Here is a 24806-nt window from a genome sequence, read left to right on the forward strand (position 1 = left end):
TTCGCTGGCTCTGTCATAAATGATCTACCTCGCTCTCGGTGTCCCTACCCTGAGAACCTATGTCATCGTTCTCACCAGAAATCTGTCGCCTCTTCTCTCGAATTGCGAGAATGAGACCCTGCACTACCGCACCTAGACAGTTGGCGATCGCAGCGCCCGTTGCGCCAAAATTCACGCCAAGCGTAAAGACGAAAGCCAGAGTTGATATCCCACCCGCCCATCCCGACATGGCCGCATACGCTGCCCGGCCCGTCGCCTGAGTACTTGAATTCAAGACACTGGCCACTGAAAATGGGATTAGACCAAGTATGAAGATGGCGATTGGGGCCGACGAGCTTTCGTAGTCGGAGCCTAAGAGGAAAGGTACCCAAATCCACGCGGTGGCGGCAAGCGGAGCGTACACGCATACCGCAAATACAAGGCAGCTTGCTAATTCGTTCCTGCGAACTCCCCGTCGGTCACGTGCCATGGTGGACAGCAAGATCTGGGAATATGCGACGGGCAGTAGTCGTAAGGGGGTCCCCAGACGACTGGCAGGTGCGAAGCTGATTGCGGCGGCCGGATTGATGAAGGCTAGAATCGTTACGTCAAGCTGTCGAATCTGCTGTGAAACGCTCGCAGACCAGAAGGGCCTCATAGCTCGGGCTCGATCTCTGACGACTCCGCTTAAGGCAACCTTCTGGAACGGAATGGAACTTGCGATTACCAGGAACGACGCCGCACCGAATGCGATCGAGCTAAGGGAAAATAGCCATGCCCATAATTGTGGCACTGAAATTGAGATCAGCATTGTGCAACCAACGCCTGCGCGGCGAAGGAGAAGGCTCGCCGCGACCGGTCGAAAACGCCCTCGGGCGATTAAGAGCGTCGCGCGAGTCTCACAAGCACGCTCGATCGCCAACCAGATTCCTAGCGGAGCGAGCGCCCAAAGTACTGCGCTATTGTCCTGGAAGGCCACAAATGAAATGGCTAGCACTACCAGGGTTGACACGGCGAGGCCGAATAGCGAACTTATTCGAAAGGCCTGCGTAACTGCCTCTCCACGCCAGTGGTTAGCTAACGTGTATCCCGTCGCTCCTCCGTCTATTACTGCTTGCAGCACCTGCAAAGCGCCGAATAGGGCCGCGAACGTAGCGAATTCCACCGGACCGGCAACCCTGGCTATAAGCACTAGCGTGCCGGCTTGTACGGCGGTCGCCGCCAGACGGGTCGCGGTTAGGGTCGCCGCAGGTCCTAATTTGGCCCCTCTCAGCATCGCGAGCCTCACCGGACCGCACGTCGCCGACTAGTATCCAAGGTGTGGCCGTGGTTGGACACTCCCGAGGCCCTTGGGAACTGGCCCGTGCGGCGAGAACTGAACGACAACGCCCAGTATCCCAACAGCACGAGAACTACGACTTGGAGTCCTATTGAGAGGATGAGGGGCGTGTTTCCACGTATCGAAGCAGGAACGAAGACCCAGAAGCAGAAATACGAGACCGCCCTCAGGGATCCGCGCTCCAGATAATGCGTTGGTCTGGCCATGAGCGCTCCAAGTAGGAGCATCCCAGCCGCCACTAGTAGGACTCCGCCGTCGGCAGCCAGCACTCCCACTGTCGAGAGGACCGGACAGTACGGCTGCGTGCACGGCCCACCAAAGTTGTAGATAAGGAGTTGGTCACTCCATAGGGTGGGCGAGACACTGGCAGGTAGGGGATTCAGCACGAACTCTCCGACCGAAGCCCGTCCTACACCGTAGGGAAATCCGTTAAGGAGATTAATATGTAGCAGTGCGATGTAGTCGAACATCTCGGTGTCATAGGATACGAAGTATTGCGAGAGCGCGCCAAACACGCCTTCCGTTTGGAAATAGGTCAGAAGTGCTTCCACGAAGGACGTGGACTCGGTCGTCCTCGCGCCCGCGCTGCGGACATATGGAATCGCGCTCAGAACGATGAAGCCAGCAGCGCCAAGCACGAAATAGCGTACCCGAATTCGAGCGCTCCAGGAACTCCATCCAACGGCGCAAGCGGAAGCAATGATGGTAGGAATTAGAAATCGTCGAGACCCCAGCGCGGTAGGCGGGACGACAGCGGCAATCACGACGATCCAGAACCATCTAGTCTCTGCCCGATTCAACTTTGCGTTGCGCTCCTTGCGAATTCTCAAGAACGCTACGCTGATCGCCGCTACGACCGGAAGCGCCGAAACTATACTAGGAATGCCCGCCTGAGTTTCGGCATTCTCACTGGAACGACCCGCAAAAAGGGTCCCTAGGTAGTCAATGCCTCCACCGACGTAGAGCTGTGCGGCCAGCCAGACAAGGACGGTTGCTAGGCCCAGTTTCGCGGCAAGAACGAAGTCGATGCGGTCATATAATGATTTCGCGTCATCACTTTCGCCGTTAGCGCGAGTCATTCGCTCAGTGGAGTTGGCTTGCACTTCGTTCGCGACATAGTATCCCGCGCATAGCGCGGATATCCCGACGAGTCCGACGCCTGCCGAGTACGCGAAACCTTTCAGAACATCGTGTCCGTAGAACGCCGAGTCTCCCGTCGCCGAGAGAAGAAGAGGCCGAACTCCGAAGATCGAAACTAGGACCAAGAGGGCGATAGAGAATGGCGACAATACTGGCCCAAGGCGCAACCGTGTCGCGAGCAACCAAGCCGCAGCGCCAACTACGAGCGAACAGATCGCAAAGATTACTGCGTAGTCAATCATCAGCTGTCCGCCGACGAGAGGTTCACGACCGAAGGGTGACTCGCGTCCCGGCGGCCGATCCCGATGCCGGTCAGGCCGGCGCGGCGCAGGGTGGCGGGGTCGACGAGGTTGCGGGTGTCGATGACCACCGGCTGCTTCATCACCCCGGCCATCGCGGTCCAGTCCAGCGTCCGGAACACCGGCCACTCGGTGAGCACCACCACCGCCTCCGCGCCCTGGGCGGCCTCCAGCGGGTCGGCCACCAGCGGCACGCCCTCGACCTCGTCGCGCACCACCTTGTCCGGGTTCCCCGGGTCGGCCACCAGCGCCGGGTCGTAGCCCACCAGGTCCGCCCCGGCCTGACGCAGCAACGCCGCGATCGCCAGGGCCGGCGAGTCCCGCAGGTCGTCGGTGCCCGCCTTGAACGTCAGCCCCAGCAGACCCAGCCGCACCCGCGTCAGCGACCCCGTGCGCTTCCCGGTCACCGCCAGCCGGACCTTGTCCACCACCCGCTGACGCTGCCGGGTGTTCGTGTCGATCGTCGCGCGCAGCAGCCGGAACTCGAAGTCCGCCGCGTCCGCCACCTGCAACAACGCGTGCGTGTCCTTCGGCAGGCACGACCCGCCCCACCCCGGACCCGGCGACAGGAACGCCTGCCCGATCCGGCGGTCGTAGCCGATGCCCTCGGTGACGTCACCGATGTCGGCCCCGACCCGCTCGCACAGCTCGGCCATCGCGTTGACATACGACAGCTTCATCGCCAGGAAACAGTTCGCCGCGTACTTCATCAGCTCCGCCGACGCCGCGTCGGTGAGCACCGTCGGCGCCCCCAGCCGCGCGTACAGCGCCGCCACCCGCTCCGCGGCCTCCGCCGCGTCACACCCGACCACGATCCGGTCCGGGTTCAGGAAGTCGTGCACCGCCGAGCCCTCACGCAGGAACTCCGGGTTCGACACCACCGACACGTCCGCGCGGTCGAGCAGCTCCGCGGTCCGCGCCGCCGTCCCCACCGGCACCGTCGACTTGTTCACCACCACCGTGCCCGGCGCCAGCAGCTCGCGGGTCTCCTCGATCACCGCCTCCACCGCGCGCAGGTCCGCGACCCCGCCCACACCCATCGGCGTCGGCAGGCACAGGAACACCACCTCGGCGTCCAGCCCGTCGGTGTGCGCCGCCACCGCCGACGACGCGCCCACCACGAACGACAGCCGGCCCGCCGACACCTGCTCGGTCACCAGCTCCGACAGGCCCGGCTCCACGATGTCCACCACGCCGCGGCGCAACCGCTCCACCTTCGCGGTGTCGATGTCCGCGCACACCACCTGGTGCCCCAACGACGCCAGACACGCCCCCGTCGTCAGACCGACATAGCCCGTCCCCACCACCGCCACCCGACGCGTGAACAACTAGATGCCCAATGAATGACGTTCGGCGTCGGTCATGAGGTGGGCGAGCTGTTCGGGCATGGTCTGGGCTTTCCACCCGAGTTCGGTCTGGGCCTTGGAGGCGTCCCCGATCAGCGCGTCGACCTCGGTGGGCCGCAGGTAGGTCTCGTCGAAGCGGACGTGTTTCTCCCAGTCGAGCCCGACGCGGTCGAAGCAGTACTGGGTGAACTCCCGCACCGTGGTCGCCGTCCCGGTGGCCAGCACGTAGTCGGTGGCCTGGTCGGCCTGGAGCATCCGCCACATGCCCTCGACGTACTCCTCGGCGTACCCCCAATCCCGGACCGCGTCGAGGTTGCCCAGGTAGACGTTCTCCTCGACCCCGGCGGCGATGCGGGCGGCGGCGCGGGCGATCTTGCGGGTCACGAACGTCTCGCCGCGGCGGGGGGACTCGTGGTTGAACAGGATCCCGTTCACGGCGAACAGGCCGTGGGCCTCGCGGTAGTTCCTGGCCATCCAGTAGCCGTAGACCTTCGCCGCCCCATAGGGCGAGCGCGGGTAGAACGGGGTGTCCTCGTCCTGCGGGGGCGGGGTCGCCCCGAACATCTCCGAGCTCGACGCCTGGTAGTAGCGGGTGTCGACCCCGACCATCCGGATCGCCTCGAGCAGCCGGGTGGTGCCGACGCCGGTGGTGTTGCCGGTGTACTCCGGCTCGTCGAACGACACCCGCACATGCGACTGCGCCGCCAGGTGGTACACCTCGTCGGGACGGATCTTCTCGATCAACGTCACCAACCGCGAGCTGTCGGTCAGGTCCCCGTAGTGCAGCACCAGCCGCTGATCGGTCTCGTGCGGATCCTGGTACAGGTGATCGATCCGGCCGGTGTTGAACGTCGAGGAGCGACGGATGATCCCGTGCACCTGATAACCCTTCGAGATCAACAACTCGGTCAGGTACGACCCGTCCTGCCCCGTGATCCCCGTGATCAACGCCCGCTTCACTGCGCCCCCCACTTGGCCATCTCTTCTTGCACGACACTCGGATTCTCGGCGGCGCCGGAATCGTCACCTGACTCGCCGCTTCGTCTGAAGAGCAGATCGGCTTGGAGGATCTCGTGATTCTCTCCACGGGCAGGATTCTCGATCGCGACCAGCTGAAAGTCATAGGAGGAGAGGTAGGCGATGATCTCGGTGCCCAGAGCCTGGCCCTCGTAGAGATGCCTGAATGAACACTCGAGGTAGATGTCCGCGAACCTTCGAATTTGTTGTCCGAGCCCCTTCAGAACCTCCAACTCCAGCCCCTGGACGTCGATCTTCAACAGACCGATCCCCAGGCCGAACTCCGCAGTGTGTCCATCGAGACGGTGTACCGGCACCGAGAATCGGTCGACCTCACCCGCGTTCGCGACCTGCTCCGCCAGCTCGCCGACCGGGAGGAGTGACGACGAATCCTCTCGGCCGGAAACTATGAGTTCCTCGTCGCCGTCCTTGTCGCTCAGAGCGACCTCGTGCACCTCGCCACGGTTGCCGACGACCGCCCGAGCAGTCGCCGCGCACAGTGGCTGCGGCTCGAAGCAGAATAAGCGGGAGTTTGGCCACTGATTCTTTGCGAACGAGGCGAACTGACCTCGGGATGCTCCTGCGTCAACGACGTAGTCATAGTGCCTGAGGAAGGGGACCTGCAGGTGCTCTAGCCCTGGGAACACGCCCTTCCGAAGGTCGCTCCAATAAGATGGTCGGGTCGCGAGCCTGCCAACCTTCACCATCCGCATCCGCAGGATCTCAAGCTTCCAACGAATGCTCATGATCGTCCGCACTCTCTAATCATGGTCCCCCCGGAGTCGGCGAGAGCAGAGTAACTAGAGCTCTGCCGACGGTAACGAGGGGTCGAATGTAGTAGCGCATTCAGCCCACGTGAAGAGGCTGAACGGACTAATCGTTTAGGCGCAACCGGACGAGCGTCGCCGACTCAAACCGCCTTCGCGCCGAGTCGACGCGAACGAGAGGTGAACGCGCGACGGGGTGCCGGAACAGCGGGCTCCTCCGTCGCCGGAGCAGCCATGGGAAGCACTGCCGCACGACGCGCGCCGGCGAGCTGCTCGACCCAGGTGACGTAGGCGGTGCGGGCGGCGCCCTCGGCGAGGGCGTCGCGGGCGAAGAGCTGACCGCGGAGGCCCATGGCCAGCGCCTCCTCCTTGTCGGCTCCGACCTCCATGACGACCTGGAGGAGGGCCTCGGGCTGCCCCGGCGCGACCAGCCGGCCACCACCCGACGCGATGACCTCGCTGGTGGCCGCGCTCTTCGAGCTGGTCGCGGCGACGACCGGGCGGCCGGAGGCGAAGTAGGAGGTGAGCTTGCTGGGGACGCACATCTCGGCGACCTCGGGCCGCTCGTTGAGGAGGAGGACGTCCGCGGCGGCCATGGCGGTCTGGAACTCGTCGCCGGGCAGCGGGTCGATGAACTGCAGGCGCTCGATACCGGCGCCGAGCTCCTCGAGGTACGCGCGCTGGTTGCCGGCACCCAGCAGGACGAAGCGCATCGGGAGGCCGTCACGGTCGGCGGCGCGGGCGGCCTCGACGACGTTCTCCAGGCCCTGCTTGGCGCCCATGTTGCCGGCGTGCAGGGCGATGATCTCGCCGTCGCGCCAGCCGAGGCGGTGGCGGAGCTTCTGGGTGTCGCCGACGACGCCCTTGATGTGCGTCCAGTTGCGGATCGTCGTGATCCGGTCGTCGTCGATGCCGAGGTCCACCAGCGAGCGGCGGAAGCTCTCGTGAATGGCGATGACGCCGTCGGCCCGGCGGAGCAGTGCACGCTCGAGCCGCTCCGCGGCCTTCGCGCCCCTGCCGCCGAGGGCGCCGGTCTCGGCGATCGCCCGGCTGTAGAGGTCCTGGGTGATGACGCCGACCGCGGTGCGGCCCGGGGTGCGCCACCGCAGGGCGGCGGCGACGGTGAGAAGCGCGGGGCTGACGGCGAGCACGACGTCGGGGCGGGGACCAGCGACGGCCGCGGCCTGCAGAGCGAAGACCGCCTCCATCTTGATGCGGCTCTTGCCGGTCGGAACCGCGGGGACCGGGTGCGAGACCCGCGTGATGCGGACCTTGCCGTCCTCCTCGTGGATGCGGCGGCCGCGGTAGCCCTCCGCGATCTCCCAGTGGGGGTAGTGCGGCAACCCGGTGATGACGTGGACGTCGTGGCCGGCCTCGGCGAGGAAGTGGGCCATGCCCGTCGTGTAGGGCGCGATCCCGGTGGGCTCCGGGGCGTAGTTGAGACCGAGGATCAGGACGCGGAGGGCCTTCGTCATGGTCGTTTCTCCTGTAGATGGCAAGGGGGTGCTAGGGAAAGGAGGTGCGAGGAGCTGAGAAGGGCGCCTAGTAGGCGCCGCGGCCGCGGAAGACCGCGCCGACCGTCTTCCAGAGGATCGAGATGTCGAGGGCAGCGGACCAGTTCTCGACGTAGCGCAGGTCGAGACGGACCGACTCTTCCCAGGTGAGGTCCGAGCGGCCGCTGACCTGCCAGAGGCCGGTGAGGCCCGGGCGGACGCAGAGCTTGCGCAGCGCGTCCTCGGTGTACGTGGCCACCTCGCGCTGGAGGGCGGGGCGGGGACCGACCAGCGACATCGAGCCGCCGATCACGTTGAACAGCTGGGGGAGCTCGTCGATCGAGAAGCGGCGCAGCACCCCGCCGATGCGGGTGATGCGCGGGTCGCGCTTCATCTTGAACAGCGGGCCGGCGCCCTCGTTGGCGGTGGCGAGCTGGGCGACCTGCTGGTCCGCGTTCACGACCATCGAGCGGAACTTGATCATTCGGAACGTCTGGCCGGCGCGTCCGACGCGCTCCTGGCGGTAGAACACCGGGCCGCCGTCCCGACGGATGAGCACCGCGAGGGCGAGGAACACCGGGGCGAGGATCAGGACCAGCGCGGCAGCGGCGGTGCGGTCGAAGAGGTTCTTGGCCATGCGGGCCGGGCCGCCCCAGCGGGGCTCGGTGAGGCGCAGCAGCGGCAGACCGTCGACCGGGGCGACGTGCAGGCGGGGGCCGGTGATCTCCATGAGACCCGGGTCGACCACCAGCTCGACGCCGGCGCCCTCGAGGTCCCAGGCGAGGCTGTGCAGGCGCTTCGGCGTCCAGCCGGGCGTCGGGGCGACCGCGACGACCTCGATGCCGAGCTCGTGCACGTGGCGGGCGACGTCGTCGAGGTCGCCGACCACCGGCACACCGGCGATCTCGCCGGCGCCGGTGGAGGTGCAGGCCGCGGTGACGGTCCAGCCGTGGTGCGGGACGCGGCGGGTGCGGGCGACGAGGTCCGCGACCGCCGCCTCGGAGCCGACGACCAGCACCGAGGACATGCAGCGGGCGTCGCGGCGGGCGCGGTGCAGCACGCGGCGCACGGCGTAGCGGCCGAGCAGCAGGCCGGCGCCGGTGGCGGGGATGACCCCGAAGATCCAGGGGCGGACCTGCTCGACCTTGAGGGCCATCCCGGCGAGGGCCAGGAGGACGGCCGCGACGGCGGTGCCGCGGAGCACGCGGTTGAACTCGTCGGCGCCCTGGCCGAGGACCCCGCGGTCCCAGGCCCGGTAGCCGACGAGGCCGGCGAGCACGAGAGCGGCGGCGACGGCGTTGAACTGCGTGGAGGGCCCGAGGCCCCAATCGCCGATGATCGTGGCGAGGGCCGAGACGAGGGCGATGACCGTGAGGTCGGTCGCGACGACGATCCGGGTGAGCCGGCGCTGCCAGCGCCGCGAGCTCGGGCGGACGGTGACGGAGGCCGCGGGATCGGCGGCGGCGCGAGGACGCGGGACCGAGTACTCAATCGATTCCGTCAGTCCGATTCCACTGCTCACTGTGATCCCCCCGGATGTCACGGATGGTGAACGACCATCCGCCCCTCTGACCCCGCGGCATCGGCTGTGTGTGAACCGGCCCGCGTTCTTGTGCCGCTATCGCGTGACCGAGCCAGGGTCGTTACACACGCACTGCGGCCGTTCCCCGGCGTGTCGCAACGACACGCGCTGTTTGATGACGTGCGTTCACCCGTTCAGCTCTGTGTGGTCTGGATCGCACCACCGTTGCGTAACGTTCCGGACGGCAACGATCTGCGGCCTACCGACCGAACGTTCACCCAGCTGGGGCTCGCGCGTCGTGCTTCCGCCGCGCTCGCATCGGCGTCGGCGTCCAACCCTGCGCACTCCACTGCTCCATCCGGGCCAGCAGCTGACATCACGTCGCCTTCACGGCGAAAGGTCGGTGAAAGCGGAACCGTGTCTGCTCTGCGTCACGGGCCGGTGGCAGGAGGGAGCGGTGCGATGTCAATCGCGTCGCGCCGCCGGACCGAGCCCGGGGCCACGGGCTGCGACCCGTCCCGGCCTGACGAGGGGGGTACGTCAGGGCGGCGGGAGCAGTCCGAGCGGGCGGGCGTCCGGCGGGGTGGGGGGACCACCCGCCGGACGCCCCTGCCCCGGCTTGACGTAGCGGACGAAGCCGCGGGCGGCGTCGGCCCAGGGGGCCCAGCCGAGGCCGTCGGCGATGGTCGCGGCCTGGCCGAGGAGCTTGCGGGCCTCCGTGCGGTCGCCGAGGACGGCGGCGGCGAGGCCCTGGTAGAGCGCGAGCGGGCCGAAGGTGGCCGAGCCGATGCCCACGACGACCAGCGCCCCGGGGTCGGGGGCAGGTCGCGGCGGACGACCTCGGCGGTGGGGACGTCGCCCAGCGCGAACGCCGCGCAGGCGGCGAGGCAGAGGCCGGGCCGGTCGAAGAGCCGACCCTCGCGCCCCTCGCGCTTGCGGTGCCAGTCGGCGAGGTGGGAGGCAGCCTGGTCGAGGTCCTCGCCGACCGCGGCGTCCACCGCGGCGGCGGCCGACCACGCCGCGACCAGCGGGTACATGGCGGCCGCTCCGGCGGGCAGACCCTGGAGCGAGGGCAGGGTGCGGCCGAGCAGGTGGCGCACCAGCAGGTGCACCCCGTAGGCGCCGACGGCGTCGGGCAGCCCGAGTTCCTGGCCGCGGTGCAGGGCGGCGAGCGCGGCGGCGTCGGCCTCGTCGGTGTCGCCGCGGGCCAGGGTGAGGCCGGCGTCGAGCAGCGAGACCATCCACATCGTCCGCGGCCGGTGACGGTCGACGGCGAGCGGCTCGAGGTCGCGCCGTGCCGCGACGGCCGCGTCCTGCCGGCCGGTGGCCAGCAGCGCGGCGATGCGCAGCTCCTCGGCCTCGAACCACAGCGCGTCTTCGCCCTCGCTGTCGGCAAGAGCGGCGGCCTGCTCGCAGACCGCGAGCCGCTGGGCGGCCGGGACGGGCGCGTCGACGAGGTGGTTGGCCTCGAGGACGCGGATGCCGGCGAGCAGGCCCGGGTCGCCGAACCCCGTCGCGGCGAGCTCCAGCAGCTCGGGCAGCGCCGTGGGGTCGTCGACGTCCCCGTGGAGCTGCTCCTCCTCCAGGATCAGGCTGCGCAGCACCTCGGCGCGCTGCCGCTTCGACAGCGGCAGCGACCGGGCCCGGCGCAGTCGTCGGGCGCGCCGGGGTCGCCCGGCGACGCTGATGCCCATGGCGTCGTGCCCGACGGCGGCGACCACCGCGTCGTCGACCTCGCCTGTGTCCGTCGCGGCAAGGCCCTGCTCGGCGCTGAGTGCGGCCTGCTCGACGACCTCGTCGAGCACCTCGTCAGCCTCGTCGTGTCGGCCGAGCGCCTCGAGCACGAGACCGCGGTGCAGCGTCACCGAGCTGGGTCGCGACGAGTCGAGCACCGCGTCGAGCTGGACGAGGGCTTCCTCCATCGCGCCCTGGCGGTACGCCGCGATGCCGGCCCCGAGACGGGCGTCGCCGAGCTCGAGGGTCGGCAGGAGCGGGCCGGCGCCGACGGCGTGACGCAGCAGGGTGAACGGTTCCGGCCGGCTCTCGGTGACGAGGACGCGGTAGCGGGCGTGGTGCAGCGCCTGCGCGCTCGCCGGCGGGACGGCGTCGAGCACGGCGTCGCGGGTCAGGGCGTGCCGGAAGGCGAAGCCGTCGGTCGTGGCGGCGAGCAGACCGCGGTCGACGGCGCTGCGGAGCTGCTTCGACAGAGCCCGCGGGGCGACGTCGAGCAGGGTGCCGAGGTCGGCGAGCGAGAGCGGGGCGAGCACGGCCAGGCCCTCGAGGGCGTCGCGGGCGTCGGGCTCGAGACCGGCGAGCTGGTGGTCGAGCAGGGGGCGCAGGCGCGCGGGGATGACGGTGGCGAGCTCGTCGACCGCCTTCTCGCCGTCCGGGGCATCGAGGCCGGAGAGCGACTCGATCACCGCGGAGACGTGCAGGGCGTGCCCGCGGGTGCGCTCGTACAGGGCCTCGGCGACGCGTGCGGCGCCGTCGGGCGCGAGCCCGGGCAGGTGCCGGACGACCAGCCGGCGCACCGCGGCGGAATCGAGCTCGCTCAGGCGTACGTCGCTGACGCACTCCAGCAACGCGAGCTCGGCGTGCGTCCCGCCCCAGATCGGGTGGGCCTGCGCGTCGGGCTCGCGGGCGGCGACGAGCAGCGCCACCCCGGCGGGCAGGCCGAGGCGGGCGAGGCCGCGCAGGGCGGCGAGCGTCGCGGAGTCGGCGAGGTGCAGGTCGTCGAGGGTCAGCAGCACCGGGCCGGGCCGGGCGGTGAGCCGGTCGAGCAGCGCGCGCCCAGGGCGGGCTCCCCGGAGTGACCGGGGGGACGCCGAGGTCGGCGAGCGCCTCGGCCCACGCGGTCCAGGGCGGCGCGTCGACGTCGCACGAGCCGCCGCCGACGGCCGCCCCGCGCATCCAGGCCTCGCGGCGGGCGGCACGCAGCAGCGCAGTCTTGCCGATGCCGGCCTCGCCGGTGATCAGGCGGATCGCGCCCACCTCGGGGGCCTCGAGCAGCGCGCGGACGGCGGCGAGCTCCTCCTCGCGGCCGACGAGCGTGGGTCGCGGCTGGCGGGCCGGGGTGGGGGCGAGCAGCCGGAGGGTGAGGTCCTCGATCTCGGCGCCCGGCTCGACGTCGTAGTCGTCGCGCAGCGCCCGGCGCGTGGCCGTGAGGATCTCGAGGGCCTCGCTCGTGCGGCCCTGCCGGTGCAGGCCGGACGCGGCGATGACGGCGAGGCGCTCGCGCGAGCGGTCGGCGGTGAGGTCGGCGACGACGAGGTCGACGGCCTCCTCCGGGCGGTCGAGGTCGAGCAGGGTGGCGCCCATCCGCTCGACGAGGCGCAGGCGGCGGTCGACGGCACGGACGCGCTCGACCTCGAGGCGCTGGCCCACCGGCGTCCCGGCGAACGGCTCGCCGCGCCACGTCACGAGCGCCCGTGCGCCGCACTCGAGCACGGTGTCGCGCGAGGCGTCCGCGGCGAGGGCCGCGGCGGCGTCGTCGTGGAAGCGGTGCAGGTCGACGGCGTCGCGGGGCAGGTCGAGCCGGTAGGTCTCGCCGATCGGGACGATCGGCAGCCGCGTCCCCTCGTCCGGGGCCTCGCGCCGGAGCCGGCTGACCAGCACCTGCAGCGCACCGTCGGGCCGCTCGGGGAGGTCTTCGGCCCAGATCTCGTCGATCAACGCCGGCACCGCCACGGTGCCTCGGCACGCCGCGGCGATCAGGGCCAGGAGGGTGCGCAGCCGCCGCCCCGGCCGTCCGATCTCGCCCGACGCGCCCTCGATGGCGACCTCGCCGAGCACACGGATACGGACATCCGAGGACGACGACGGTGACATCGAACCCCCAGGGACACTCACAGTGACGGAGACAGAGGACATTACGTCCTTCGAGGTCAGAAGCAAGGACGAGGTCCAGCCCGGAGACTTACTCCTGGTCACACAGATACCCGGTGAGGCGCTCGGCCAACTCATGGAGCGCTTCGACGGCACCGTGCTCTCGCACTCCGGGATCGCCGTGAGCATCGACGAGGACGGACGCCCCCGGCGCGACGGCCCGGCGAACGGCATCGCCAGCGCCCTGGCCGACAACCTCCGGTACGACGTCGGCGGCATCCGGTGGGACAGGTTCGAGGAGTTCTGGCCGAGCCGCGATCTCTACACCATCGCGATGCCGGACGCCCTGCGCGAGCAGGCCCTCGACTACCTCGATCACTTCGAGCCGACGCCGGGCAAGGAAGGCGCCTTCTCGTTCCTCAAGCTCGTCAACGTCGCCGCCGGCCTGCGGTCGGTCGAGCTCTGGGCGACCGACCGCGACCTCAGCGACCGCCTCTACCGCGCCTGCTGTGACGTCGCGACCTCCTGGGCGGCCACCTCGACATCACCGAGCTTCTACTGCGCCGAGTTCGTGGCCACCGCCTACGGACGACCCTTCACCCGCGCCGAGTTCACCCCGCCCCCGGCACGGGGCCTGCGCCGGGACATCGCGGAGCCGGACTGGGCCTCGACCGTGATGGAGCGTCTGCAGCACCGTGTCGACGACCTCGAGGACGCCGACGACCGGTCCGCCGCGACCATGCTCGCCCTCCTGTCCTCCGACGACTGGGACTTCGTCGTCGACGCCTCCACGGCCATCGCCCAGTCCGGCGGCAAGGCGATCGGCGACCTGCTCGACGGGATGGTCGACCGCGTGCGCTCCTGGGTGCGCGGAGACGAGGAGGCCGACCCGGGCGAGGAGCCCCGCGTCCCGGAGGCCCTGCCCGACCCCCGCCCGATGCCGGGCCTGCCCGACCCCGACGCCCCGCTCCCCCACGGCCTCGTCACTCCGCGGATGCTCTGGCAGGTCTTCGGGCGCGACGAGCTGTGCCGCATCGAGCAGGAGCCGTCGCTCGGGGGGCGATGACCACCACAGCGTGACGTCGTCGAGGACGAGCGCCTTCCTTCTCCCCGTTCGTCGTAACCCTTTGGTCCCGACGAGTGCGATGAGTAGTCGATCGGATCGGAGAACTGTCACTGTCCCCCGATGGGGGTCACCACACAGACCGCGCATCGGAGCGTGCTCTCGCGGGTCCGGCGTCGGCTCCATCGACTGAATGACAGGACCCGCGAGAAGAGCGAGCAGGTGATGAGCGCGCTCGGGGTGCACCACAGCGAGGAACGGCTGATCGCCGACGCCGCGGACTACTGGGCCGATCGCAGCGACCCGCGCTGGCTCGACGACTCCCACTGGTGTGGCGGGCGACGGATCGACGAGGGCCGGTTCGACCAGATCGGCACCGACCACCTCGCGCTCTTCGACCAGCTCGCCGCCATGGTCGGCGGACGCCCGCATCTCGGCCGGGTGCTGGAGTGGGGTGTCGGGGGCGGCGCCAACGCGGTGCGGTTCGCGCCGCGGGCGGAGAGCTTCGTCGCGCTCGACATCAATCCCCACTCCACCGCCGAGGCCGCACGCGTCATCAAGGACCACAGCCACACGCCGGTCACCGAGGTCGTGGTCGACGTCGCGGCGCCGGACGCCGTGCTCGACGACGTGCCCGCCGGGAGCGTCGACCTCTTCCTCTGTCTCTACGTGCTCGAGCTCGTCCCGAGCCCGGAGTACGGCCTGCGCCTGATGCGCCTCGCGGCCGCGATGCTGCGTCCCGGCGCCCTGGCCTTCGTCCAGATCAAGTACAGCACCGGCGCCACCGACACCTGGTCGCCACGACGCAACTACCGCTTCCACAACGCGAACATGACGACCTACCGCCTCGACCACTTCTGGACCGCGATGGACGACATGGGCCTGCGGCCGGTGGGCATGACGCTGGTGCCCGAGAGCGCGCTCGACCAGCACTACGGGTACGTGCTGATGCAACGCACCTGAGGTGCGCCGATTTTGCGACACCGCAGGACGATTCCGACACCGTCCGTAACTGCTCGGCGCATTCCCTTGCCGGACGCCTCCCAGATGGGTGAACACTGCGTCGTGGGTGCACGCTCTGTCGCGCTCCACGTGGGGGAAGCATGGGTGTCGTCGACGCGAGCCGCGTCCTCGCCGGCGCTCAGCGCCGGGCGGTCCGGCTGAGCGACACGGTGCTGGGTGCGTTCGGGAGGCACCACAGCGAGCAACGCCTGATGACCGACGCCGCCGGCTACTGGGCCGACCGCGACGCCCCCCGCTGGCTCGACGACTCCCACTGGCGCGGCGGGCGGTTCATCGACGAGGCCCGCTTCGCGGCGATCGGCACCGATCACCTGGCCCTGTTCGACCGGCTCGCCGGCACGGTCGGCGGTCGTCCGGACCTCGGGTGCGTCCTGGAGTGGGGCGTCGGCGGCGGGGCCAACGCGGTGAGCTTCGCTCCGCGGGCGGAGCGCTTCATCGCGCTCAACATCAATCCCGCCTCTCCGGCGGAGGCCGCTCGCGTGGTCGCGGAACGCTGCGACACACCGGTCACCGAGATCGTCGCCGACGTCGCCCGCCCGGAGCTGGTGCTCGACGACGTGCCCGCCGGGACCGTCGACCTGTTCGTCTGCCTCTACGTGCTCGAGCTCGTCCCGAGCCCGGAGTACGGGCTGCGCCTGATGCGCCTGGCCGCCGACCTGCTGCGGCCCGGGGCCTTGGCCTTCGTGCAGATCAAGTACAGCATCGGGCGCGCCGAGACCCGGTCCCCGCGACGCAGCTACCGCCACCAGACCGCGAGCATGACCAGCTACCGCCTCGACCACTTCTGGACCGCGATGGACGCGATCGGCCTGCGACCCCTCGCGATGACGCTGGTGCCCGAGGGCGTCCTCGACCACCAGTACGGCTACCTGCTCCTGCAGCGCCCGTCGTCGTAGACGGCCGTCAGCGCCGTCGCCGCTCCCCCGCGTCGAGCAGGGCCCGCGCCATGGCCTCGTTCGAGTACGCATGCCGAGCCTCCTCGGCGATGGTCTCGGGCGACCAACCGCCGTCCCGGGCGCGTCCGAGGGCCGCGACCAGCGCTCGCCCGCACGACTCGGCGTCGCCGGCGGTGAACGCGATGCTGTTCCCCTCGTGCAGCGCCTCCAGCTCGGGGGCGTGCGGCTCGTCGTCGGGATACACGACGGGGGTCCCGAACCCGAGCGCCTGGACCGCGTTGAGACCGACGTACCCGGTGGCCAGGAGGACCGCCGAGCGGGCGAAGATCGCGGAGAGCTCGGCGACGTCGAACACCTTGCCGTGCAGGACGACCCGCGACTCGAGGCCCTTCTCCCGCGCCGCCCGGGCGAGGTCGTCGGCGAGCGGACCCTCGCCGACGACGTGGAGCGTGCAGTCCGGGGGCAACGCGTCCTGCGCCGCCGCCAGCGCGTCGATCGCGAGCAGCGGCTTCTTCTCCGCGACGAGCCGGCCGATCGCCACGATGTCGGTCCCTCGCCGGTCGTTCGCAGGCCGCATCAGCCGTTCCGGATACAGCGAGTTCGCGGCGACGACGATGTGCTTACGGGGGAATATCCGGCGCATCTCCGCGGCCTCGGAGCGCGTGTACATCACGAGCCCCGAGCACGCGGCCTGCATCACCCGGCGCAGCAGCATCGTCGGGCCGGAGGGACCGTGACGGGGATTCGCGTGGCCCCACCCGACGGTGGGACGCCGCAGCACGGCCCGGATCAGGATGATGCACCAGGCGCTGAGGACCCGGGGATTGATGTCGACGATGGCCACGGGTGCGGGCACCGCGACCCGCACCGCCCCGGACTGCCAGGCCAGCCGCCGCCCCAGGAAGAACCTGTTGGTCCCGGTCGGGGTGGACAGGGCCGAGTCGATCTCGGTGTCGACGCCCGTCGTGAAGTAGACGTCCCCGTGGTGGAAGGCGATGTCGGCGTCCCACTCGGCGAGGACCTCGAGGAGGTGCTGGTGGTAGGCCGGCAGGACCATGGTCGTCACCGCGATGCCCGCGCGTCGGGCCCGACGCGGCCGCGCCACCCGCGTCGTCATCGGACGGACCCGTCGGCGCTCGGTGACCGCCGGAAGAAGCCGTCGAACTGCAGGATCGTCCCGTCGTGGGGGTCGTGGAAGCCGGGTTCGAGCCCGACGAGCTCGAAGCCGAGGCCCGCGAGGACGTCGAGCACCTCGCGCATCACGGGCGCGCCGTCGTAGAGCTCGCGGACGCTGAGCTCCGCCTCGATGAGCACGACCCGGTCGAGGAGACCGCGGGCGCCCTCGAGGACCGAGAGCTCGTGGCCCTGGACGTCGAGCTTGAGCATCAGCGGACCGGGCACCGCTCCGATCTCGTCGACCTCGTCCAGGCGGACGAGGTCGACGTCGGCCACGCCCACCATCGCCGCGCCGGGAGCCGCGTGCTCGTGCGCCTCGGCCATCGTGTGCAGGCTCGAGCTCGCGGAGTTGCCCGCGACGTTCAGGCTCGCCGACCCCGAGGTGTCCGAGGCCGCGACGGGCACGCACGCCCACCGGATGTCGTCCAGGGCGGCCGCCTGCAGCTCGGCGAACGCCGCGGGCAGGGGCTCGAACGAGACGATGTGGCCGTCGAACCCCCACCGGCGCAGGGCCGTGGCGTACTGACCGGCGTTGGCGCCGACGTCGAGCACGGTCCGGGCACCGGACGCCGCGATCAGCGCCTGCCGACGCCGCTCCGTCGGGCGGTACCGGGCCACGTCGACGCCGACGCGTCGGAACAGGGACTTGGTGGTGTCGGCGAGGGTCATCGACGGGCCTTTCCGGCGGGTTCCCGGGCCGGCGGGTGCCGGCGGACGACGTGCGCACGCACGCCGAGGTGGACGACGATCCAGAGCTGGCTGACGACGAAGCCCGCGGCCGCCCACACGGGTCCGCCGACGACGGCGAGCGCGTAGGTCGACACCAGGCCCAGGGCCAGCCCGATCGCGACCGCGCGGGCGACGACGCCCTGGTGGCCGCGGTTCTGCAGGACGAGCGCAAGGCCCTGGTTGACCGTCGACACCGCCGCGCCGACGGCCAGGACGGCGAACGTCCCTCCCGACGCCTCGTACTGCGCGCCGAGGATCAGGGGGATCAGCGGCGGTCCGACGACAGCCGCGAGCAGCGGGGCGAGACAGATGCCGGCGGTCACCCGGCCGATGCGGCGTTCCTCGACGCGCAGGCCGGCCTCGTCGTCCCCGGCACGGGCCAGCCAGGGCAGGCCCACCAGGGCCAGGGCCGACGAGAGGAACAGCAGCGGCCCGAGCAACCGGCCCGCGCCGGCGTAGATGCCGGCCGCGGCCGGGCCGCCGCCGAGGGCGACGAACGGGGTGTCGAGCTGCTGACCGATCGAGGCCAGGGCCGCCAATCCGAACGACACCGACCACCGTTGGGCCCGGGCCAGCTCGCCCCACGGGGCGCGGCCGGCGGAGGGCCGCCCGAGGAACAGCCGGTCCACGACGGCCTCGATCGCGAAGCTCGACGCGAGCCCGATCGGCAGCGCCAGCTCGGTGACACCGGCCAGGAGGAGCACCACGACGACGATCAGCCCGCCGAGGCGGCCGAGGAGCTGCGCCGTGGCGGCCTGGGCGAAGCGCTCCTGGGCGCGGAGGAGGGCGTTGGCGGACTGCGCCTCCCAGACCAGCGGGGCCACGGCGCCGAGCACGAGACCGGTCGCGAGGTCCGGGGCGATCACGACGCCCGCACCCGCGCTGACCAGCGCCAGGGGGAGCAGCACCCGCCGTTTCGACCGGTGCACCGCGCGGGCTGCGGCCACGTCGAGGCGACCCCCGGCGGACTCGCGGACGAGGTAGGTCATGAGGCCGAGGTCGAACACAGTCGCCGAGACGACCGAGATGGCGAAGCACGTCGCCACGATCCCGAGGGCTTCCGGGGTGATCGCCCGGGCCGCGAAGACGTAGGTCAGGCCGAGGAGGACCTGTCCGGCCACGAGCGACCCGGCGACGCCGCCGACGCGACCGACGAGCATCCGTGCGGCCGCGGGGCCACGACCGGAGACCGTCGACTCGGGCATCGCACCATCCTGTAGATCCGGACCGGATCGATCACCGGCCACGGGCGAAGAGCACCTCGTTGATGGTCCGCAGCAGGACCTTGGCGTCGAGCCAGAGCGACCAGTTCTCGATGTAGAAGTTGTCGAATCGCGCGCGGTCGGAGATCGGGGTGTCGGCGCCGCGCAGGCCGCTCACCTGGGCGAGACCCGTCAGCCCCGACGGGACCCGGTGGCGGTGGCCGTAGCGCGGCAGCTCGGAGGAGAACTTCTCGACGAAGTGCGGGCGCTCCGGGCGGGGCCCGACGAGGGTCATGTCGCCGCGCAGGATGTTCCACAGCTGTGGGAGCTCGTCGAGCGAGGTGCGGCGCAGGACCCGCCCGACCGGACCGACGCGCTCGTCGCCGACGACCGACCACCGCGTGGCGGACTCGCCCTCGTCCGCCGGCCGCATCGACCGGAACTTCAGGCACTCGAAGAGCTTGCCGTCACGTCCCACCCGCGCCTGGCGGAAGATCACGTCGGGCCCGCCCTCGAGGCGGACCGCCAGCGCGCAGATCGCCATCATCGGGGCGAGCAGGACCAGCACCGCCGCGCTCACGACGACGTCGAAGACACGCTTGAGCGTCCAGCTGACGCCGTCGAGCGGAGGCGTGCGGATGCGCATGATCGGCACGGAGCCGATGTGGTCGCCGGTGCCCGTCTGCGTCACGAAGGCGGGCAGCCGGGGGACGATCAGCAGGTCGCAGCCGGCGCACTCGGGGCTGCGCACGCGGTCGAGCAGCTCGGCCTCGTCGAACTCGCCGCCCGCGACGAGCACCACCTCGATGCCGTTCTCGGCCACGATCCGCTCGAGATCGGCCAGCGCACCGACGTGCGGGGCGAACGCCGACGCCGCCGGGTCGTCCCCGTCGTCGAGGTGGCCGGCCACCGACAGGCCGTAGCGCGGGTGGCGCTGGAGCAGCTCGATGACGTCCGCCGCGAGCGTGCCGCCGCCGACCACGAGCGTCCGGTGCGCGACCACCCCGCGCGTCCGGGCGGCGAGGATGAACCGCGTGGTCGCCACCCGCCCGAGCACCACGAGACCCAGACCCGGCAGGACGATGAGCAGGAACGTCTCGACGCCCTGCCCGTCGTGGCGCAGCGCGAACACCGACGCCACGAGGGCCACGGCCACCAGCAGACGACCGATGACGCCCGGGATCTCGTCGAGCACCGAGAGGTGCAGGCGCGCGCGATAGCGCCCCCCGCCGGAGAGCAGGGCCAGCGCGATGGCCGTCATCGCGAGCACGGCCTTCGCGTACTGCGGGAGCCAGAGCACCGGCGCCGCCAGGAGCACCGCGTCGACCGGGAGCACCAGCATCCAGGCCTGCCAGTGCACGGCCGACCGGAAACCGAAGAGGGGGCGCGCCTCGGCGAGCGGGCTCGGAGCGTCGTACGTCGTCACCGTTGCGGATGGCTGCGGGGCCTCCTCGTCCTGCGCCTCGCTCCGGGAGCCGACGTCGGTCGCTCCTGCAGCCACCGGACTCACCACGCCACCGTCCTCGCGTCACACGGGGTGTCCGGCGGCCGGGGGGAACCGTGGATCATCACCCGATTGAGCGAACGGCAATCTACGGGCAGATCCACCAATGGGTGAAGCCACTAGTCAGATCGGTGACATTGTGCTGGGCCTGGCGGCGTAGTCACCCGATCGCGCTGTGTGAGAACTTCCTGCTCAGGGCTGTACGCCTGGCGAAGTCACTATGACGATCGTCTCGCCCGGGGCGCGAGCACCCGGGCCGCGGCGCGGTGCGCGCGGCTGTCGGGATCGGTGGACGCCGACATGATCACGTGGTGCCGCAACCATGTCAGCGGCCACCGCGCGAGGCCCCGGACGACATCGCCGGGGCGCACCACGTCGGCGTGGTCGCGTCGCAGCCCGCGCACGAACGCGCGCTGCGCCCGCAGGTTCCGCCGCCGGGCCGCCGCGCTCTCCGAGCCCGACGCCAGCCGGAACCGGGAGAGCGTCTCGGGCAGCCCGTAGAAGTCCCCGACGGTGGTCAGCCGGACCGCCAGCGCCACGTCGAGCACGAACGGGGCGTCGGTCGGGAAGCCCCCGACCTGCTCGAACGCCGAGCGCCGGAAGAGCATGTTGCCGGGTCCGCCGAGCGGGTTGCCGCCGTGGCGCACGACACGGCGCACGACCGACGCCCGGCCCTGACGCCCCACGAGGTCCGGCGTCCGGAGGGTGCGGTCGCGGGCGATGATGCGGTCGTGGTCGTCGACGAGGTGGTGCCGGCTCGACACGATCGCCACCTCGGGCTCTGCCTCCAGGACGGCCACCTGGCGCGCGAGCGCGTCGGGCTCGATGAGGTCGTCGGCCATGAGCACCTTCACCAGCGGGGCGCGCGTGGCGGCGACCGCCGCGGCGAAGTTGGCGATCATCGGCACGGTCTCGGTGTGCCGGTAGACGCGGAGCCGGGGGTCGTCGTAGGACTCCACCACGGCCGACGAGCCGTCCGTGCACGCGTTGTCGAGGACGACGAGCTCGAAATCCGTGAAGGTCTGGGCGAGGGCGCTCTCGATGGTGCGACCGATGTAGTCGACCTTCTGGAAGAGCGGGATGCAGATCGAGGCGGACGGCCGCACGGACACCTCCGAACGTTGGTCCATGCGTTGGTGCTCACTCTTGACACCGACCTCGCCTTCCACCCGACTATGGTGCCGAGCGTCGTAACGGGGGGTCAATTCGCTGGGCCGTGAGAGCGGACATGTCCACTGTCTGGACGTATCGGAGCTACACAGAGTGCTGACCGACCGGCGAGGCTCCGGCACCTTGGACGTTCTCGTGCTCGGCATGCACTACCCGCCCGAGCACACGGGCAACGCGCCCTACACGGCCGGCATGGTGGCCGCCCTGGCCGCCGCCGGGCACCGCGTCCGGGTCGTCACCGGCTACCCGCACTACCCGCAGTGGGTCGTGCACGACGGGTACGAGGGGCTCCGCCACCGCGAGACCGACGGCGGCGGCGTGCCGATCACCCGCGTCCGGCATCCGGTGCCCCGCGAGCCGAGCGCGCTGCGACGCGCGGTCATGGACGCCACCTTCACCGCCCATGCGGCGTCGATCGGACGACAGGGTGCCCGGCGCCCCGACGTCGTGATCGCCATCAGCCCGGTGCTGCTCACCGTGCTCGCCGGCCTGCGCTGGAAGAGGCGCGGGCGGACGGCGCTCGGCGTCGTCACCCAGGACCTCTACAGCCGGGCGCTCACCGAGACCGGTATCGCCTCCGCCGGCGCCGGGCAGGCGGCCGCGAGGCTCGAGGGCTGGCTGCTCTCACGGGCCGACGGGGTGGCGGTGGTGCACGAGCAGTTCGCGGACGGCCTCGCCGCGCTCGGCGTCAAGAGGGATCGGGTGACGACGATCCGCAACTGGTCGCACGTCGGGACCGGGGCCACCGACAGGGCCACCACGCGCCGGGCACTCGGCTGGCGCGACGACGAGGTGATCGTCCTGCACGCCGGCAACATGGGCCTCAAGCAGGGCCTGGAGAACGTCGTCGACACGGCGCGGCTCGCCGACGAGACCGCGGCACCCGTGCGCTTCGTCCTGCTCGGGGACGGCAACCAGCGCGCGGCCCTCGAGCGCCACGGTGCCGGCGTGGGCCGGCTGGAGTTCCGCGACCCGCTGCCCGGCGACCACTTCTCGGACGCCCTCGCCGCCGCCGACGTCCTGCTGGTCAACGAGGCCACGACCGTCGCCGAGATGTCGGTGCCCAGCAAGCTCACGTCGTACTTCAGCGCGGCCCGTCCCGTCGTGGCGGCGTCGTGGGACCGCAGCGCGGCCGCCGCCGAGCTCCGTCGATCGGGGGGCGGCGTGCGCGTGGATCCCGGCCGGCCGCAGGATCTGCTCGACGCCGTGCGTCGGATCGCCGAGGATCCCGCCCGCGCCGAGGCCCTGGCCAGCGCCGGCCGTGCCTATGCGCAGGAGCACCTCGGCGCCGCCGCCGCACACCGTGACTACCAGCGCTGGGTGGAGGGCCTCGCCGCCTCCCGGACGCACCAGGGGGAATCGACATGACCGACCCGCTCGCCGGCTGGCAGATCGGCCGGCCGCTGCCTCGCGATGCGCGCGTGTTCGTCGCCGGCTCGTCGGGGCTCGTCGGCTCCGCCGTCGCGCGCCACCTGCGGGCCGCGGGCTTCACCGACGTCGTCGGCGTGCGCTCGGCGCAGGTCGACCTGCGCGACGCCGACGCCACCGCCCGCTTCCTCGACGAGACCCGGCCGGCCGTCGTGGTCGACGCCGCCGCGCGCGTCGGGGGGATCGCGGCGAACGCGGCCGAGCCCGTCGAGTTCCTCCACGACAACCTGCGCATCCAGGCCAACCTGCTCGACGCCGCGCACCGCGTCGGCGTCGGGCGCCTGCTGCTGCTCGGCTCGTCGTGCATCTACCCGAAGTTCGCCGACCAGCCGATCCGCGAGGACTCGCTGCTCACCGGCGCGCTCGAGCCCACCAACGACGCGTACGCGATCGCGAAGATCGCCGGGATCATGGGCGTGCAGTCCTACCGCCGCGAGTACGGCCGATCCTGGATCTCCGCGATGCCCACGAACCTCTACGGGCCGGGCGACAACTTCGACCTCGAGAAATCGCACGTGCTGCCCGCGCTCATGCGCAAGTTCCACGAGGCCCGCGTGTCCGGGGCGCCGACCGTGACGGTCTGGGGCACCGGGACGCCGCGCCGCGAGTTCCTCCACACCGACGACCTCGCGGCCGCGTGCCTGCACCTGCTCGAGCACTACGACGACCCGTCGCCGATCAACGTGGGCGTCGGCGAGGACGTCCCGATCGCCGACCTCGCCTCGCTCGTCGCCGACACCGTCGGCTTCACCGGCGACATCGTCTACGACACCTCCCGGCCCGACGGCACGCCGCGCAAGCTGCTCGACGTCTCGCGCCTGCAGTCGCTGGGCTGGAAGCCGACCATCGGGCTCGCCGAGGGCCTGGCCTCGACCTATCAGTGGTTCCTCGACCAGCAGGGGGCGCAGCGGTGAAGCGGGCGTTGATCACGGGGATCACGGGGCAGGACGGGTCGTACCTGACCGAGTTGTTGATCTCTAAGGGCTATCAGGTGCACGGGATCATCCGTCGCTCCTCGACCTTCAACACCGGCCGGATCGATCACCTCTACCAGGATCCGCACGAGACCGATCAGCGGCTGGTGCTGCACTACGGGGACCTGACCGACTCGAGCCGGTTGGTGACGTTGATCGAGAAGATCCGTCCCGACGAGGTCTATCACCTGGCGGCGCAGTCGCATGTGCGGGTGTCGTTCGACGAGCCGGAGTACACCGGCAACACCACCGGGGTCGGCACCACCCGGCTGCTCGAGGCGATCCGGATGGTCGGGGTCGACACGAGGTATTACCAGGCGTCGAGCTCGGAGATGTTCGGCGCGACCCCGCCCCCGCAGAACGAGGACACCCCGTTCTACCCGCGCTCGCCCTATGGGGCGGCGAAGGTCTACGGGTACTGGATGGCGCGGAACTACCGCGAGGCCCACGGCCTGTTCGCCGTGAACGGGATCCTGTTCAACCACGAGTCCCCGCGGCGTGGGGAGACGTTCGTGACCCGCAAGATCGCCCGCGCCGCCGCCCGCATCGCCGCCGGGGTCGAGGAGAACGTCTACCTCGGCAACCTCGACGCGGTCCGGGACTGGGGGTACGCCGAGGAGTACGTCGAGGGCATGTGGCGGATGCTGCAGGCCGACCAGGCCACCGACTACGTCCTGGCCACCGGCACCGCGACCACGGTCCGCGAGTTCACCCAGTACTGCTTCGACCGCGTCGGGCTCGACTGGGAGCGCCACGTCAAGTTCGACGAGACCTACCTGCGGCCCACCGAGGTCGACGCGCTGATCGGGGACGCGTCCAAGGCCCAGCGCGAGCTCGGGTGGAAGGCCCAGACCATGCCCGAACAGCTCGCCCACCTCATGACCGACGCCGAGACGGCCGCCCTCGGGTCGTGA

At 70.7% G+C, this 24806-nt stretch carries 19 protein-coding genes and 1 pseudogene; 6 read left to right on the forward strand and 14 right to left on the reverse strand.

Going from position 1 to position 24806, the window contains the following annotated elements; genetic code table 11:
- Positions 1-13: 13 nt before the first annotated feature.
- The 9 genes and pseudogenes from ACQPYN_RS27000 to ACQPYN_RS27040 form a co-directional block, all read right to left on the reverse strand.
- Positions 14-1255 (reverse strand): lipopolysaccharide biosynthesis protein, encoded by a 1242-nt coding sequence (locus ACQPYN_RS27000; protein WP_433039069.1) that lies wholly within the window; start codon positions 1253-1255, stop codon positions 14-16.
- An 8-nt stretch (positions 1256-1263) separates the two neighbouring features.
- Positions 1264-2700 (reverse strand): hypothetical protein, encoded by a 1437-nt coding sequence (locus ACQPYN_RS27005; protein WP_433029627.1) that lies wholly within the window; start codon positions 2698-2700, stop codon positions 1264-1266.
- Complete coding sequence (locus tag ACQPYN_RS27010) at positions 2700-4085, reverse strand: UDP-glucose dehydrogenase family protein (RefSeq protein WP_433029629.1); 1386 nt, start codon at positions 4083-4085, stop codon at positions 2700-2702. The genes ACQPYN_RS27005 and ACQPYN_RS27010 overlap by 1 nt, the downstream gene beginning before the upstream one ends.
- Positions 4086-5063, reverse strand: coding sequence for a GDP-mannose 4,6-dehydratase (gene gmd / locus ACQPYN_RS27015; RefSeq protein WP_433039071.1), 978 nt, complete (start codon positions 5061-5063; stop codon positions 4086-4088).
- A complete protein-coding gene (locus ACQPYN_RS27020) occupies positions 5060-5878 on the reverse strand; it encodes an FkbM family methyltransferase (RefSeq protein WP_433029631.1) in 819 nt (272 codons plus the stop codon). Before ACQPYN_RS27020 ends, gmd (ACQPYN_RS27015) begins: the two co-directional genes overlap by 4 nt.
- 152 nt (positions 5879-6030) lie before the next feature.
- Entirely contained in the window at positions 6031-7362 is a 1332-nt protein-coding gene (locus ACQPYN_RS27025; RefSeq protein ID WP_433029633.1) for a glycosyltransferase family 4 protein, read from the reverse strand.
- Positions 7363-7429: 67 nt separating this feature from the next.
- On the reverse strand, positions 7430-8902 hold the full coding sequence (locus ACQPYN_RS27030) for a sugar transferase (RefSeq protein WP_433029635.1): 1473 nt from the start codon (positions 8900-8902) through the stop codon (positions 7430-7432).
- A gap of 431 nt (positions 8903-9333) precedes the next feature.
- Complete coding sequence (locus ACQPYN_RS27035; protein ID WP_433029637.1) at positions 9334-11652, reverse strand: hypothetical protein; 2319 nt, start codon at positions 11650-11652, stop codon at positions 9334-9336.
- 73 nt (positions 11653-11725) lie between these two features.
- Positions 11726-12961, reverse strand: a pseudogene (locus ACQPYN_RS27040) (BTAD domain-containing putative transcriptional regulator); the annotation flags it as partial.
- Here ACQPYN_RS27040 and ACQPYN_RS27045 point away from each other — a divergent pair.
- The 3 genes from ACQPYN_RS27045 (at position 12864) to ACQPYN_RS27055 (ending at position 15709) form a co-directional block, all read left to right on the forward strand.
- A complete protein-coding gene (locus tag ACQPYN_RS27045) occupies positions 12864-13793 on the forward strand; it encodes a hypothetical protein (RefSeq protein WP_433029639.1) in 930 nt (309 codons plus the stop codon). The pseudogene ACQPYN_RS27040 and the gene ACQPYN_RS27045 sit on opposite strands and share 98 nt — an antisense overlap.
- A gap of 222 nt (positions 13794-14015) precedes the next feature.
- Positions 14016-14753 carry a class I SAM-dependent methyltransferase gene (locus tag ACQPYN_RS27050; RefSeq protein ID WP_433029641.1) on the forward strand — a complete coding sequence of 246 codons (738 nt, stop codon included), beginning with the start codon at positions 14016-14018 and terminating at the stop codon, positions 14751-14753.
- A gap of 140 nt (positions 14754-14893) precedes the next feature.
- A complete protein-coding gene (locus ACQPYN_RS27055) occupies positions 14894-15709 on the forward strand; it encodes a class I SAM-dependent methyltransferase (protein WP_433029643.1) in 816 nt (271 codons plus the stop codon).
- Positions 15710-15716: 7 nt separating this feature from the next.
- On the opposite strand, the gene ACQPYN_RS27060 is transcribed toward ACQPYN_RS27055, so the two are convergent.
- The 5 genes from ACQPYN_RS27060 to ACQPYN_RS27080 form a co-directional block, all read right to left on the reverse strand.
- Complete coding sequence (locus ACQPYN_RS27060) at positions 15717-16826, reverse strand: glycosyltransferase (protein WP_433029645.1); 1110 nt, start codon at positions 16824-16826, stop codon at positions 15717-15719.
- Positions 16823-17554 (reverse strand): FkbM family methyltransferase, encoded by a 732-nt coding sequence (locus ACQPYN_RS27065; RefSeq protein WP_433029647.1) that lies wholly within the window; start codon positions 17552-17554, stop codon positions 16823-16825. The genes ACQPYN_RS27060 and ACQPYN_RS27065 overlap by 4 nt, the downstream gene beginning before the upstream one ends.
- Positions 17551-18819 carry a lipopolysaccharide biosynthesis protein gene (locus ACQPYN_RS27070; protein ID WP_433029649.1) on the reverse strand — a complete coding sequence of 423 codons (1269 nt, stop codon included), beginning with the start codon at positions 18817-18819 and terminating at the stop codon, positions 17551-17553. Before ACQPYN_RS27070 ends, ACQPYN_RS27065 begins: the two co-directional genes overlap by 4 nt.
- 31 nt (positions 18820-18850) lie before the next feature.
- Positions 18851-20317 (reverse strand): sugar transferase, encoded by a 1467-nt coding sequence (locus ACQPYN_RS27075; RefSeq protein WP_433029651.1) that lies wholly within the window; start codon positions 20315-20317, stop codon positions 18851-18853.
- Between the two features lie 221 nt (positions 20318-20538).
- The gene (locus tag ACQPYN_RS27080) at positions 20539-21450 is read right to left on the reverse strand and encodes a glycosyltransferase family 2 protein (protein WP_433029653.1); all 912 of its coding nucleotides are present in this window, start codon (positions 21448-21450) and stop codon (positions 20539-20541) included.
- 163 nt (positions 21451-21613) lie between these two features.
- Here ACQPYN_RS27080 and ACQPYN_RS27085 point away from each other — a divergent pair, with 163 nt between their 5' ends.
- From ACQPYN_RS27085 to gmd (ACQPYN_RS27095), 3 genes are read left to right on the forward strand one after another with little or no spacing between them, the layout of a single operon-like run.
- Positions 21614-22858, forward strand: coding sequence for a glycosyltransferase family 4 protein (locus ACQPYN_RS27085; protein ID WP_433029655.1), 1245 nt, complete (start codon positions 21614-21616; stop codon positions 22856-22858).
- A complete protein-coding gene (locus ACQPYN_RS27090; RefSeq protein WP_433029657.1) occupies positions 22855-23832 on the forward strand; it encodes a GDP-L-fucose synthase family protein in 978 nt (325 codons plus the stop codon). Before ACQPYN_RS27085 ends, ACQPYN_RS27090 begins: the two co-directional genes overlap by 4 nt.
- A complete protein-coding gene (gene gmd, locus ACQPYN_RS27095) occupies positions 23829-24806 on the forward strand; it encodes a GDP-mannose 4,6-dehydratase (protein WP_433029659.1) in 978 nt (325 codons plus the stop codon). The genes ACQPYN_RS27090 and gmd (ACQPYN_RS27095) overlap by 4 nt, the downstream gene beginning before the upstream one ends.

It is taken from the genome of Actinomycetospora sp. CA-053990 (genome assembly GCF_050948445.1).
GTDB classification, from domain to species: domain Bacteria; phylum Actinomycetota; class Actinomycetes; order Mycobacteriales; family Pseudonocardiaceae; genus Actinomycetospora; species Actinomycetospora callitridis.